Origin of the sequence: Embleya sp. NPDC005575, from assembly GCF_040605455.1 — a bacterium.
In the GTDB taxonomy this organism is placed as follows: domain Bacteria; phylum Actinomycetota; class Actinomycetes; order Streptomycetales; family Streptomycetaceae; genus Embleya.
The window spans coordinates 1-12,192 of record NZ_JBEXCV010000209.1 but is presented as its reverse complement, the minus strand read 5'-3'; the positions used below and the strand labels follow the sequence as shown (position 1 = coordinate 12,192).

Annotated in this window: 16 protein-coding genes; 11 read left to right on the top strand and 5 right to left on the bottom strand. The window is 71.3% G+C overall.

The window, feature by feature from the left end; all coding sequences use genetic code 11:
• Window positions 1–379 precede the first annotated feature (379 nt).
• The 4 genes from ABZS54_RS38840 (at window position 380) to ABZS54_RS38825 (ending at window position 4,964) form a co-directional block, all read left to right on the top strand.
• A complete protein-coding gene (locus ABZS54_RS38840; protein ID WP_020553538.1) occupies window positions 380–613 on the top strand; it encodes a helix-turn-helix domain-containing protein in 234 nt (77 codons plus the stop codon).
• Window positions 614–839: 226 nt separating this feature from the next.
• Window positions 840–1,589 (top strand): enoyl-CoA hydratase/isomerase family protein, encoded by a 750-nt coding sequence (locus ABZS54_RS38835; RefSeq protein ID WP_355546941.1) that lies wholly within the window; start codon window positions 840–842, stop codon window positions 1,587–1,589.
• 165 nt (window positions 1,590–1,754) lie between these two features.
• Entirely contained in the window at window positions 1,755–3,656 is a 1,902-nt protein-coding gene (locus ABZS54_RS38830) for an ABC transporter ATP-binding protein (protein ID WP_355546939.1), read from the top strand.
• Between the two features lie 78 nt (window positions 3,657–3,734).
• Entirely contained in the window at window positions 3,735–4,964 is a 1,230-nt protein-coding gene (locus ABZS54_RS38825) for an FAD-dependent monooxygenase (protein WP_355546937.1), read from the top strand.
• Window positions 4,965–4,991: 27 nt separating this feature from the next.
• Here ABZS54_RS38825 and ABZS54_RS38820 read toward each other — a convergent pair whose 3' ends face one another.
• Genes ABZS54_RS38820 through ABZS54_RS38810 form a run of 3 tightly spaced genes read right to left on the bottom strand, consistent with a single transcriptional unit; the run spans window position 4,992 to window position 6,570 of the window.
• Window positions 4,992–5,336, bottom strand: a complete 345-nt coding sequence (locus tag ABZS54_RS38820; RefSeq protein ID WP_355546935.1) for an Asp23/Gls24 family envelope stress response protein — start codon at window positions 5,334–5,336, stop codon at window positions 4,992–4,994.
• Window positions 5,333–6,025 carry an Asp23/Gls24 family envelope stress response protein gene (locus ABZS54_RS38815; protein ID WP_355546933.1) on the bottom strand — a complete coding sequence of 231 codons (693 nt, stop codon included), beginning with the start codon at window positions 6,023–6,025 and terminating at the stop codon, window positions 5,333–5,335. The genes ABZS54_RS38820 and ABZS54_RS38815 overlap by 4 nt, the downstream gene beginning before the upstream one ends.
• Window positions 6,016–6,570 carry a sigma-70 family RNA polymerase sigma factor gene (locus ABZS54_RS38810; protein WP_355546931.1) on the bottom strand — a complete coding sequence of 185 codons (555 nt, stop codon included), beginning with the start codon at window positions 6,568–6,570 and terminating at the stop codon, window positions 6,016–6,018. Before ABZS54_RS38810 ends, ABZS54_RS38815 begins: the two co-directional genes overlap by 10 nt.
• 279 nt (window positions 6,571–6,849) lie before the next feature.
• On the opposite strand from ABZS54_RS38810, the gene ABZS54_RS38805 reads away from it, so the two are divergent.
• The 6 genes from ABZS54_RS38805 (at window position 6,850) to ABZS54_RS38780 (ending at window position 9,537) form a co-directional block, all read left to right on the top strand.
• Window positions 6,850–7,341 (top strand): Asp23/Gls24 family envelope stress response protein, encoded by a 492-nt coding sequence (locus ABZS54_RS38805; protein ID WP_355546929.1) that lies wholly within the window; start codon window positions 6,850–6,852, stop codon window positions 7,339–7,341.
• Entirely contained in the window at window positions 7,338–7,616 is a 279-nt protein-coding gene (locus ABZS54_RS38800; RefSeq protein WP_355546927.1) for a hypothetical protein, read from the top strand. Before ABZS54_RS38805 ends, ABZS54_RS38800 begins: the two co-directional genes overlap by 4 nt.
• 119 nt (window positions 7,617–7,735) lie before the next feature.
• Entirely contained in the window at window positions 7,736–7,918 is a 183-nt protein-coding gene (locus ABZS54_RS38795) for a hypothetical protein (protein ID WP_078977717.1), read from the top strand.
• Window positions 7,918–8,274: an Asp23/Gls24 family envelope stress response protein gene (locus tag ABZS54_RS38790; RefSeq protein WP_355546925.1), complete on the top strand. Its 357-nt coding sequence runs from the start codon at window positions 7,918–7,920 to the stop codon at window positions 8,272–8,274. Before ABZS54_RS38795 ends, ABZS54_RS38790 begins: the two co-directional genes overlap by 1 nt.
• Entirely contained in the window at window positions 8,271–8,897 is a 627-nt protein-coding gene (locus tag ABZS54_RS38785; RefSeq protein ID WP_355546923.1) for a DUF6286 domain-containing protein, read from the top strand. Before ABZS54_RS38790 ends, ABZS54_RS38785 begins: the two co-directional genes overlap by 4 nt.
• Before the next feature lie 7 nt (window positions 8,898–8,904).
• Window positions 8,905–9,537: a hypothetical protein gene (locus ABZS54_RS38780; RefSeq protein ID WP_355546921.1), complete on the top strand. Its 633-nt coding sequence runs from the start codon at window positions 8,905–8,907 to the stop codon at window positions 9,535–9,537.
• 72 nt (window positions 9,538–9,609) lie between these two features.
• On the opposite strand, the gene ABZS54_RS38775 is transcribed toward ABZS54_RS38780, so the two are convergent.
• Window positions 9,610–10,371: an SDR family oxidoreductase gene (locus ABZS54_RS38775; RefSeq protein ID WP_355546919.1), complete on the bottom strand. Its 762-nt coding sequence runs from the start codon at window positions 10,369–10,371 to the stop codon at window positions 9,610–9,612.
• 81 nt (window positions 10,372–10,452) lie between these two features.
• Between ABZS54_RS38775 and ABZS54_RS38770 the strand changes: the two genes are divergently transcribed.
• On the top strand, window positions 10,453–11,211 hold the full coding sequence (locus tag ABZS54_RS38770) for a Sir2 family NAD-dependent protein deacetylase (RefSeq protein WP_355546917.1): 759 nt from the start codon (window positions 10,453–10,455) through the stop codon (window positions 11,209–11,211).
• Window positions 11,212–11,253: 42 nt separating this feature from the next.
• Here ABZS54_RS38770 and ABZS54_RS38765 read toward each other — a convergent pair.
• A partial coding sequence (locus tag ABZS54_RS38765; RefSeq protein WP_355546915.1) for an SURF1 family protein occupies window positions 11,254–12,192 on the bottom strand: 939 nt, incomplete at its 5' end.

Here is a 12,192-nt window from a genome sequence, read left to right as displayed (position 1 = left end):
GTGGTGTTACCCGTGGTCGCACCCGACGTGGTGTTGCCGGTGGTCGGTGATCGCTTTCGTCCCCTCGACGGGTTTTCGCCACGAAACCCTCACAAGAGGAAGCCATCGTTCCGGTCCGTAGGTGACGCCGGTCACCGGCCTCGACGGCGACACAGAGCAAGGTCGCGAATCTCATGGGTGACCAGCGCCTTTGCCGGCGGACACAGGATTCGGTCAAGCATTCGGCACGGGAAGGCGCGATTCCGCTCGGGTGATCTTTGTGTGCAAGAGGCCACGCACCGAGATGATCAAGCCTGCGGGCCTGGTGGAATCACTGGCCATGCCATGCCTCAGGGGTGATCATGGGATTCCAGAGCGCACTTCCTATGAGGAGGCACGTGTGGCCGAGACTCTGAAGAAGGGCAGCCGGGTGACCGGTGCCGCGCGCGAGCAGCTCGCGGCTGACCTCAAGAAGAAGTACGACTCCGGTGCCAGCATCCGCGCCCTTGCGGAGGAGACGGGCCGTTCCTACGGCTTCGTGCACCGGATGCTCAGCGAGTCCGGGGTGACCCTCCGAGGCAGGGGTGGGGCAACGCGGGGCAAGGCCAAGACCGCCGCGTCGTCCTCGGCCTGAGGTCGAGCTCCAAGGGATCGGCAACACCGTACCGTCCGTCGAACGACCATGTGACCGACCGGTAACGTCGGGCGCGTGGTCGTTCGACGGAAGCGACCCGAACACGGGAGGGACCGTGGACGTGGTGGCGAATCAGCTCGACAGTACGAACAGCAACGGCGGCACGGACAACAACGGCGGCGAGGTCGGCAGTGCCGACCACGCGGCACGGCAGGACCTCTCGGTCGTGATCGAGGGTTCGTTCGCGGTGGTGACCCTCACCAACCCCGATCGGCGCAACGCGCAGACTCCCGCGCTCTGGCGCGCGCTCGCCGCAGTCGGTCGCGACCTGCCCGGTGACGTCCGGGCCGTGCTGTTGCGCGCGGAGGGTGCCTCCTTCTCCGCGGGCCTGGATCGGCGGATGTTCCCCGGTGGAGGGGGCATCGCGGGGGAATCGGATCTCGTCACCTTGGCCGGGGCGAGCGACGAGGAACTCGACGCGACCATCGCCTCGTTCCAGGAGGCGTTCACCTGGTGGCGGCGCCCCGATCTGATCACCGTCGCCGCCGTCCAGGGGCATGCGGTGGGCGCCGGCTTCCAGCTGGCGCTGGCCTGCGATCTGCGGGTGTGCGCCGACGACGCGCGGTTCTCGATGCGCGAGACCGCGCTGGGTCTGGTCCCGGACCTGGCCGGGACCAAGCCGTTGGTCGACCTCGTGGGTTATGCCCGCGCGTTGGAGATCTGCGTCACCGGGCGCTGGGTCGGCGCGCAGGAGGCGGTGTCGATGGGATTGGCCACGCTCACGGTGTCGCGCGAGGAACTCGACGGTGCCGCGCGCGACCTGCTGGCCGCGCTCCTGGCCGCGCCGCGCGACGCGGTGATCGAGACGAAGGCCCTGCTCGCGGGCGCTTCGGCGCGTACGTACGACCAACAACGCGCCGCCGAACGCGCCGCCCAGGCGCGCCGGCTGCGCGACCTCGCCGGGACGGGCGAATAGGAGTACCGGCGGGATCCCCGTCACACATCGAGCCGCCGCCCGCGCTCGGGAACCGGGTCGGGCCCGGGACTAAGCGGGCCCATGCCGGTGTTCCTCTACACGAAGTGCTGAGGTTGGCTCAGGATTTTGTGGTGATCACTTGATATGTACGGGGAACGAGGCGTGATGAGTGGCGGCGGCCCGATGGGCATGAATCTGCGGTCCTACACGCGTGACGCGTCGGTGGTCGAGCGCAAGCTCGCGCCCGGCACGGTCCGGCGGGTGGGCGAGTTCGCGAGACCCTTCGCGCGGCAGATCACCGCGTATCTGATCCTGGTCGTGATCGGCGCGGTGTTGACCATCGTGCCGCCGCTGCTCGCGCAGCGGATCGTCGACGAGGGAGTACTCAAGGGCGACGGTCACCTGGTGACCATGCTCGCGATGGTGGTGGCGGGTATCGCGCTGCTCGCCGCCGGGTTCGGCCTGGCCGAGCGGTGGTATTCGGCGCGGATCGGCGAGGGCTCGATCTACGAGCTGCGCAGCCGGGTGTTCGCGCACGTACAGCGGCAGCCGATCGCGTTCTTCACCCGGACCCAGACCGGCGCGTTGATCTCGCGGCTGAACAACGACGTGTTGTCCGCACAGCGCGCGTTCACCTCCACCCTGGCCGGCGTGGTGTCCAACCTGGTGAGCCTGGTGCTGGTCGCAGGCACGATGTTCTACCTGGCCTGGCAGATCACCCTGGTCTCGCTGGTCTTGCTTCCGCTGTTCCTGTTGCCGGCGAAGTGGATCGGGCGCCGGTTGCAGACCATGACGCGCGAGCAGATGCAGCTGAACGCCGAGATGTCGACTGTGATGACCGAGCGGTTCAACGTCTCAGGCGCGATGCTGGCGAAGATCTTCGGCCGGCCCGAGGAGGAGGACGCGCTGTTCTCCGGACGGGCCGCCCGGGTGCGCGACATCGGCATCCGGATCGCGTTGGTGAACCGGGTGTTCGCCACCGCGCTGACCCTGGTCGCCTCGCTGGCGACCGCGCTGGTGTACCTGATCGGTGGGCATCTGGCGGTGGACGGGCGGCTGACGGTGGGCACGCTGGTCGCGCTCACCGTGCTGCTGGGTCGGCTGTACGGGCCGCTGACCGCGTTGGCGAACGTGCGGGTGGACGTGATGACCGCGCTGGTCAGCTTCGAGCGGGTCTTCGAGGTGTTCGACCTACCCGCGCTGATCGCCGACAAGCCGGACGCGAAGCCACTGCCGGCGGACGCGGCCACCGTCGAGTTCGACGGCGTCTCCTTCGCCTACCCCGGTGCGGACCAGGTCTCGTTGGCCTCGCTGGAGAGCGTCGCGGTGCTCGACCGGCACCGCTCCGAACCGGTGTTGCGGGACGTGTCCTTCCGGGCCGAGCCCGGTCGGGTGGTGGCCCTGGTGGGTCCCTCGGGTGCGGGCAAGACCACCATCACCTCGCTGGTCGGCCGGCTCTACGACGCGACCGAGGGATCGGTGCGGATCGGCGGCCACGACGTGCGCGACGTCACCCTGGACTCGCTGCGGGACGCCGTCGGCGTGGTCACCCAGGACTCGCACATGTTCCACGACACGATCCGGGGCAACCTGCTCTACGCCAAGCCGGATGCGAGCGAAGAGGAACTGTGGGCCTCGCTGCACGGGGCGAACATCGGTGACCTGGTGGCCGAGTTGCCGGATCGGCTGGACACCGTGGTCGGCGAACGCGGCCACCGCTTGTCCGGCGGCGAGAAGCAACGGCTCGCGATCGCCCGACTGCTGCTCAAGTCACCGCGCGTGGTGGTGCTCGACGAGGCGACCGCGCACCTGGACTCCGAGTCCGAGGCGGCGGTGCAGCAGGCGCTGGCCACCGCGCTCGCGGGCCGCACCGCGCTGGTGATCGCCCACCGGCTGTCCACCGTGCGCGACGCCGACCTGATCCTGGTGGTGGACGGCGGCGGCATCGTGGAGCGCGGTACACACGCCGAGTTGCTCGTCCTGAACGGACTGTACGCGGACCTGTACCACCGTCAGTTCCGGGACCGGGACGAGGAAACGACCGATTCCGAGGCGCTGGCCATCTGAGCGCGCGTCGGCCGCCCGCGGTCCGGCACGGCGGGTAGTGTGGTGATATTCCAAGTGGTTGGCAAGAGGGGCTTCTACGTGCGTGTTCTCGTCGCCGGCGGCGGCATAGGTGGACTGGCTGTGGCACTGAGCCTGTACGACGCGGGCATCACCGAAGTGACGGTGATCGACGCGGCACTGAGAATCCGGCCCCTCGGGCTCGGGATCAGCCTCCTGCCCCACGCGGTGCGCGAACTCGCCGAACTCGACCTCTACCATCCGATCGCCAACCTGGGCGTGCCACTGTCCGGCGTGGCCTATCCCGATCGGGCGGCCGAGCGCGTGGTGCTCGCACCGCGCGGCCAGCGGGCCGGCTTCCTGTGGCCGCATCTGTCCGTGCACCGAGGTGAGTTGCAGGTCGCCCTGCTGCGCGCGGTCTACCAGCGACTGGGCCGCCCGGCGGTGCGTACCGGGTCGCGGCTGACCGGATTCGACCAGGACGACGACGGAGTGACCGCGTATTTCGTCGACGGCGAGGGGCGGCCCTGGAAGGAGCGGGCCGACGTGCTGATCGGGGCGGACGGGATCAACTCGGCGACCCGCGCGACGCTGTTGCCGGACGAGGGCCTGCCGGTCGCGCAGCCGCGGATCCTGATGCGCGGCACCACCCGCTGTGCGCCGTTCGCCGACGGACACACCATGATCATGACCGCGCACGGCGAGGCGCGCTTCATGGCGCACCCGATCAAGCCGATCGACCCGCGGGACGGGACCACACTCACCAACTGGCTCGCGGAGCTGCCCGATCGGCAATCCGCCGGCGAACTCGGCGACACCGGCTGGAACGGTCCCGCGGACCTGCGCCGGCTCACCCGGGTCTTCCGTGGCTGGAGCATCGCGGGAGCCGACATCGGCGCGATGGTCAAGACGCCGACCGAGGCGTCGGGCTATCCGCTGGTGACCCGACCGCCGCTGGACCAGTGGTCGTTCGGCCGGGTCACCCTGCTCGGCGACGCCGCCCACCCGATGTACCCCTACGTGCTCGGCGGCGCGTCCGAGTCGATCGTCGACGCGCGGGTGCTGGCCCGTTCGCTGGCCTCGTACCAGGATCCGGTCGAGGCATTGGAGGCGTACGAGCGGGCCCGGTTGCCGCTGAACAAGTGGCTCCAACTGATCGGGCACGGACGCGTGCCGCGCGCCGCCGACGCGACCGGACCGCTGACCGCCACCGAGGAGATCGGTGGCATCATCGGCGCCTACGGCCACCTGCCCGGTCACGACCCGGCCGGGCTGAACGAGCGGCCCTCGTACAGCCTCGCCAACGTCTGACCCAGGCGCCGGCGGCGGTAATCGGGGTCACACCCCCGCGTCGGTGACCAGGATGTGCACCACCACGCGCTTGTGCCCGGTCTGCCGGCACACCTCGGCGGTGACCGCCGCGCGCACCTCGCGGGCCACGTCCAGCACCCGGCGGTCCACCGCCGCGCGAAACTGCACGTCCACGTGCAGGACTTCGTCGAGCACGCGGGTGGTCACCCCCGGGACCCGGCCCGGGATCAGGCCGCCCGAGACCTGGGCGACCGCGTCGAGCAGACCCGGCTGCAGGTCCACCACGCCCGGCACGGTCAGCGCCGCGCTCCCGGCGGTGGTCCGGGCCAGGATGGACATCTCGCGCGAGATGCGCGTCGCGGGCCGGCTCATCGGTCCGCCTCCCGATCCCCGGCAGTCGGTTCCAGGCCCACCACGTCCACGTCCACCTTCGCCACTTCCAACCCCAGTCGTTCGCTCGCCGCCCGGCGCACCCGCTCGCGCAGCCGATCGGCCAGCGCGTGGATCGGCTCGCCGTAGGGCACGCCGACCGACAACCGCACGGTGACCGGTCCCGGCACCGCCGCGCCCGCCCGGTTCTCGTGCGGCCGAATCCGGCAACTGCGGGCCTGTACACCGGGTTCGGCGTCCACCGCCGCGCGCAGCGTACGCGCCGCGGCGGTCTCGGTCAGCGTCAACTGCTCGTCCGGCTCGCCCAGCGGCAGCAGCCGGCCGGTGTGCAGCTCGGCCCGGACCAGGCGCATCACCCGCGTGCCCAGGTCGTCCGGCACCGGCACCGGCAGCTCGGCCCACTCGCGGGTGACCTGGTCGAGAACCGAGTGGTCGCGCAGCAGCGCCTGGCATTCGGGACACGCGCGCTCGTGCTCGTCCGACTCGCCCGCGGCGGCGTGTTCGAGCACCGCCTCGGGATCTCGCCCACACGGCAGCAGATCCGGATCCGGGTCGGCGCTCGCCGACGCGGCCGGCTCCGCCGAGGCGTGCCGGGTCGTCGCGAGCAGTTCCGCCGCGGACGGCAGCCGCAGCGCGTCGGGTGCGTCGCCCGCCTCGTTCGTCATGTCCACGGCCGCATCGCCTCCGCCAGGGTCTGTCGTGCTCGGAAGATCCTGCCCCGGACCGCGTTCGCCCCGATTCCCACGGCCGCCGCGATCTCGTCGTAGCTCTGCCCGTGCAACTCGCGCAGAACCCAGCAGGCCCGCTGCTCCTCGGTGAGCTTGCCCATCGCCTGCTGAAGCGCCTTGAGCGCCGCCGACCCCTCCGCCCGTCGTTCCGGATTGTCCGCCATTTGCTCTATCGCCCGATCCGGCACCTGATCGAGACCGACCGTGGGCCGTCTGGTCCGGGCGATGTTCAGCGCGCGGTTGGTGACGATGCGATACATCCAGGTCAGGAACGACGATTCGGCGCGGAACCCGGGCAGCCTGCGCCACGCGGCGATGAACGCCTCCTGGACCGCGTCCTCGGCGTCCGTGGGGCGTCCCAGGATGCGCAACGCGAGCAAGTACAGGGATCGACCGTGCCGGCGCATCAGCACCTCGAATGCCTCGGCGTCGCCCTCTTGAGCCCGCACCACCAGGGTGCTCTCGTCGAGCTCGGCCTCGTCGGCCATCGGCTTCCCTCCTCGTCCCGACTCGGCGACCGTACTGCCCTCGGGGGCACAACACGAGAACCGCCACTCTCACGGCGAGGCGAGGGTCCGGATGCACGCCGGGAGCGGCCCGGCGGGATAGCGTCGGATTCGGCGAAACATCCTCCGATCGACGCGTGACGTTCGCCCGGTGTGTGTGTCGTACAGGTGTGGTGAACCCGGCAACGGGCACCGATGTCAGGCGGGACCGAGTGGGGTTCCGGTCGCATGGTTCGGGCAGTCGAGGAAGGAAGTGCGCCGATGACAGACGCAACGACCCAGGGCAAGACCGGCACGCAGGCGCTGCAGAAGGACGACGAGCGTTCGCCGGCGGGCGGGGCTCGTTCCACGGAGGTCGTCAAGCTGGCCACCGAGAAGGGCCGCACGTCCATCGCGGACGGCGTGGTCGCCAAGATCGCGGGCATCGCCGCCCGGGAGATTCCGGGCGTGTACGCGCTCGGTGGAGGCGCGGCTCGGGCGTTCGGCGCGGTGCGTCAGCGCATTCCGGGTGGCAAGCCCAACGTGGCGCAGGGAGTCAGCGTCGAGGTGGGCGAGCGGCAGTGTGCGGTGGATCTCAACATCGTCGTGGATTACGGCGTGCCCATCGCCGAATTGGCGCAGGCGGTCCGCGAGAATGTGATCGACTCCGTCGAGCGGATGACCGCGCTCGAAGTGGTCGAGGTCAACATCGCGGTGGACGACATCCACATCGAGTACGACGGAGACGACTCCAAGGAGCGCCAGCTTCAGTGACGGCCGGGCCCGGCGACGACGCGCGGCGACAGCTGCTGCGCGAGTACCGGGAATTCATCCGTGCGAGTCATCCCGATCGTGGGGGTGACCCGGACGCATTCGTCGCCGGCCTGGAGCGGTTCAGAGCGCTGATCGACGCGGCCGCGCCACCGGCGCCGGTTCGCTCGGGGGCCGCGGCGGAGACCACGGTCTACCGCCGCGGCCGGTTGCCGGGCCGGCTCTGGCGGCAGTTGGCGGAGCGGCATCGGCGGCGCAACAACCCGCGCGTCGAGTAGCGGGCGGGGTGCGAGGCGGCTCGGCGGATTCCGTACGGTCCTTCGGCACCCGACCCGACGGGGTCGACGACAACCGTCGACAACAACCATTGGTCGGTTCAGTGAGGAGTCGTTCGCCAATGACTACACCCATGGTCGGCCTGTTGGTCGGCATGGCCCTCGGCTTGGCCGCCGCGCTCGGCGGGTTCGGGGCCTTTCTCCTGGTCGCCGCGCTCGGGGTGGTCGGCTTCCTGGTCGGCCGCTTCCTGGACGGCGACCTGGACCTCGGCGAGCTGTTCAGCTCGCGCAACCGGCGGCGCTGATGCGCGCGGTACCGGCGGAGGGCCTGGCGCCGGCCGCGCACCGCGGAGTACTGCAGATCGGCGGGCGTGTGGTGGAGAAGATCGCCGCCCGCGCGGCGCGTGAGGCCACCACCGAGGCCGCGCCGGACACCGTGCTGCGTGCCCCGCGCGCGGGCGCCACCATGCACCACGACCATGCGACGGTCGATCTCGACGTGGACGTGCCCTATCCCGGGCCCGTCGTCGCGATCGCCCGAACGATTCGGCAGCGGGTGCGCGCCGACGTGGAGTACTTGACCGGGATGCCGGTGGTGCGGGTGGACGTGACGGTCGGCCGATTGACCCGTGGGGGGCACGGCAAGAGGAGAGTGGAGTGAGCCTGGAGGCTGGACCGGAGGCGCTTTCGGGTGCCTCGCCGGCCGAGACGTCGGCGGGTGCGACCGACGACTGGGGTGACGGTGCCAAGGTGCGCCGGGCCTGGTCGACGCGCGGCTTCCCGGCCGGGCTGGTCGCCTTGGTCGTGGGCGGTGTCGCCGGCACCGCGCTGTACATCGGAGCGACGGCCCGGATCGACCGGGCGCCGCGCTGGTCGCGCGACCTGCTCGAGCGTGCCCAGACACACGTGTGGCGGGACAACTGGACCATCGTCGCCGGGCTGATCGCCGCGGTGGTGGGCCTGTGGCTGATCGTGCTCGCGATCACCCCGGGCCGGCGCAGTCTGCTGCGGCTGCGTTCGCCCGGCGAGGCGATGACCGTCTACATGACGCGGCGTACCGCCGCCTCGTTCCTGCGGCACACCGCCCTGGCATCCTCGGGCGTGTTGGACGCGCGGGTGCGGATGGGCCGACGCAAGGCGGTGCTGCGGGTGGACTACCACTTTCGCGACCCGGACGACCTGCACGACGAGCTGATCGAACGACTCGAGGAACGCGCGAACGCGCTCACGTTGGCCCGGGTACCCCGCGTGGATCTGCGCCTTCAGCCCGTGAGCAGGAGGTGAGGCGGGCATGCGAACGGTCTGCAACCGGATCCTGTTGTTCCTCGTCGGACTGGGGCTGATCGGCGGCGGGCTCGGGCTCGCCGCGCGCGGCCGAGGCTGGTATCCCGATCTGGTCCATACGGCGGACAAGCCGTTCATCACCACGAGTCAGGCCGAGCGGCTGACCGACCACGGCTGGTGGTGGTGGGTCGCCTTCGGGGTACCGGGACTGATCCTGCTGCTCGCGCTGTGGTGGCTGTTCGCGCAGTTCGGCCGCCGGCCGGTGCGATCGCTGCGGGTCCGCGACACCACGGACGGGGCCGGGGACGGTCCGTCCGGGCTGGGTACCGGGTTCGGCATGGTGGGCGACGAGGCGGACACGCTGACCGTGGCCGGCAACGCGCTCGCCGACGCGATCGAGGACGACCTGTCCTACGTGGACGGCGTCGAACACGCCTCGGCGCATCTGGTCCGCCGCCGCCACGGCCCGACGCTGCGGGTCCTGGTCCGGGCCGAGCCCGGCGCCGAACCACGCACGTTGCTCAGCGGGGTGCGCGACCGGGTGCTGCCCAACGCGCGCGAGGCGGTGGGTCTGCCCACGCTGCCCACGGTGTTGACCCTGCGGACCAGCCGGGGCCTGCCCAAGCGGCACCTGGACTAGTACGCGGCACCCGCGGATGGGCCCGGGAGGTGTCCCGGGCCCATCCGGCTCAGACTCCGGGCCCCGGTCGGGTCACAGCGAGCGGGCCAGGCCGCCGTCGATCGGGATCATCACGCCGCTCAGGTAGGACGCGGCCGGGGACAGCGTGAATGCGGCCACCCGGCCGAACTCCTCCGGGGTGCCGTAGCGGGCCAGTGGGATGGACTGGGCCTGACGGGCCCGGTTGGCCTCCGCGTCGCCGTTGAGGCCGTCCAGCTCGCGCACCCGGTCGGTGTCGATCCGGCCCGGCAGCAGTCCGAACACCCGGATGCCGCGCGGGCCCAGCTCGTCGGCCAGCGTCTTGGCCACCATCGCCAGGCCCGGGCGCAGGCCGTTGGAGATGCCGAGCCCGGCGATCGGCTGGCGCACCGACGAGGACAACACGAAGCCGATCGAACCCCCGTTGCCCAACGCCGAGGCGGTCGCCCGGGCGAGGCGGACCGCGCCCAGGAACACCGACTCGAACGCGTCCCGCCACTGGTCGTCCTCGACGCCGGTGATCGCGCCCGCGGGCGGGCCGCCGACGCTCACGAGCGCGCCGTCGAGCCGCTCGAACCGGGCCAACGCCGCGGCGACCAGCCGCTCGGCGGTACCGCTCTCGCCGTTGTCGGCGGCGATCCCGAGCGCCTGTTCGGGACCGCCCAGTGCGGCGACGGCCTCCGCCGCGCGTTTTTCGTCCCGCCCGGTGACCACCACCCGGGCGCCGTCGTCCACCAGCGCGCGGGCGGTGGCGAAGCCGAGGCCGCGGGTGCCGCCGGTGACCAGATATACGCGATCGCGCAGTCCTAGATCCATGGCACCCATCCTGCCCGCTGCCGGCCCCGACGCGGGGTAAATGACAGGTCGTCAGGTCGGCCGGTCGCTACCCTCGGTGGCATGACCGAGCAGATCGACGTGGTGCGGGAGTGGATTCGGGCGGCCGACGACGGGGTGACCGTGCTTACCGGGGCGGGCATCTCCACCGACTCCGGCATTCCCGACTACCGCGGCCCGCAGGGCGTGTGGACCAAGGACCCGGACGCGGAGAAGCTGGTCACCTACGGCTACTACATGGGCGACGAGGACATCCGCCGCCGCTCGTGGTTGTTGCGCCGGGACAACCCCGCGCGGCTGGCCGGGCCGAACGCGGGACACACCGCGCTGGTCGCGCTGGAACGCGCCGGTCGGCTCAACGCGTTGATCACCCAGAACGTGGACGGCCTGCATCGGCGGGCGGGCACCGGCCCGGAGAAGATCATCGAGCTGCACGGCACGATGTTCTACGTGGTGTGTACCGACTGCGACGCGCGCACGACCCTGGACGCGGCCCTGGAGCGGGTGGCGATGGGCGAGGACGACCCGCGCTGCGTGCGCTGCGGCGGGATCCAGAAGACCGCGACGATCATGTTCGGTCAGGGGCTGGACCACGGCGTGCTGGAGCGGGCCGCGATCGCCGCGCAGATCGGCGACGTGTTCCTGGCCATCGGCACCTCGCTCCAGGTCGAGCCCGCCGCGTCGTTGTGCCGGGTGGCGCAGGAGGCGGGCGCCAAGCTGGTGATCGTCAACGCCGGGGAGACGCCCTACGACCGGGTCGCCGACGCGGTGATCCGCGAGCCGATCGGCGAAGTGCTCCCGGAGCTGGTCAAAGGATTGTGACGACGTGCCCAGTCGCGGCGCCCCGGCGCGGGGCGCCGCCGCTCAGACCTTGGCCGGTTCTTCGGGCGCGGGGGCCGAGGTCTCCTCGTCCAGTGCGGCCAGTTCGGTTTCGAGCTCCTTGGCCTCGCTGCGCACCAGTTTGACGAACATCGCCACCAGGGCGAACGCGAAGATCCACCACTGCACCGCGTAGGCCAGGTGCGGGCCCAGGTCCTCGTCGTCCGGTTCCGGGATCAGCGCCGGCGCCTTCGCGGCCATCGGGGTCTGCTCGGTGAGTTCGACATAGCCGCCGAAGATCGGGTGCGGCAGCTTGGCGGCCAGCTCGAAGCCGGAGATCCGCATCACCAGGCCGTCGGGCAGCGCGAGGTCGCGGATGCCGGAGTCCTTGCGGGTCTCGTCCGGACGCAGCCGGCCGGTCACCGTGACCTGACCGCTCGGCGCCGGCGGCACCTCGGGTCGGTCGGCGGCGGTGGCCGGGTTCTTCACCCAGCCCCGATCGACCAGAAGCGCACGGCCGTCGGCGGTGATCAGCGGGGTGACCACGTAGAAACCGGGCACGCCGTCCTGCGACCGGTTGCGTGCGAGCATCTCGTGCTCGGTGTCGTACCTGCCGGTCACGGTGACCCGGCGCCACTGGAGATCGCCGGGCAACTTGCGGCCCACCGCGAGGATCTCCTGCGCGGGCACCGGCTCGCGCTCGATGTTGGCACTGATCAGGTCGTTGTGCGCGACCTTGTGCTCGTGCCGGTGGAACTGCCAGAAGCCGAGCTCGACCATGATCGGGACCAGCACGAGGACGAGCAGCGCCATCGCAATCCAGCGCGGGGTCAGCAGGAAGCGGTACACCCGAGCACGGTACCCCTCGCTGTGCCCGGTGTGTCCCGCCGGGTGCGGTGCCGGCGGCGTTCGGCGCGGCTCGGCGTGTCGCGGCGCGTGCGGGCCGTGCCGGGCGTCGCCGGGTGGCGCGAGGCGTCGCGGGGC

Excerpts from the sequence above, each read along its gene's own strand:
- ABZS54_RS38810 (WP_355546931.1), bottom strand. The coding sequence starts at position 6,570 with ATGGCCGACGAGGCCGAGCTCGACGAGAGCACCCTGGTGGTGCGGGCT.
- ABZS54_RS38770 (WP_355546917.1), top strand. The coding sequence starts at position 10,453 with ATGACCGAGCAGATCGACGTGGTGCGGGAGTGGATTCGGGCGGCCGAC.
- ABZS54_RS38780 (WP_355546921.1), top strand. The coding sequence starts at position 8,905 with ATGCGAACGGTCTGCAACCGGATCCTGTTGTTCCTCGTCGGACTGGGG.
- ABZS54_RS38820 (WP_355546935.1), bottom strand. The coding sequence starts at position 5,336 with ATGAGCCGGCCCGCGACGCGCATCTCGCGCGAGATGTCCATCCTGGCC.
- ABZS54_RS38795 (WP_078977717.1), top strand. The coding sequence starts at position 7,736 with ATGACTACACCCATGGTCGGCCTGTTGGTCGGCATGGCCCTCGGCTTG.
- ABZS54_RS38790 (WP_355546925.1), top strand. The coding sequence starts at position 7,918 with ATGCGCGCGGTACCGGCGGAGGGCCTGGCGCCGGCCGCGCACCGCGGA.
- ABZS54_RS38805 (WP_355546929.1), top strand. The coding sequence starts at position 6,850 with ATGACAGACGCAACGACCCAGGGCAAGACCGGCACGCAGGCGCTGCAG.
- ABZS54_RS38775 (WP_355546919.1), bottom strand. The coding sequence starts at position 10,371 with ATGGATCTAGGACTGCGCGATCGCGTATATCTGGTCACCGGCGGCACC.
- ABZS54_RS38830 (WP_355546939.1), top strand. The coding sequence starts at position 1,755 with ATGAGTGGCGGCGGCCCGATGGGCATGAATCTGCGGTCCTACACGCGT.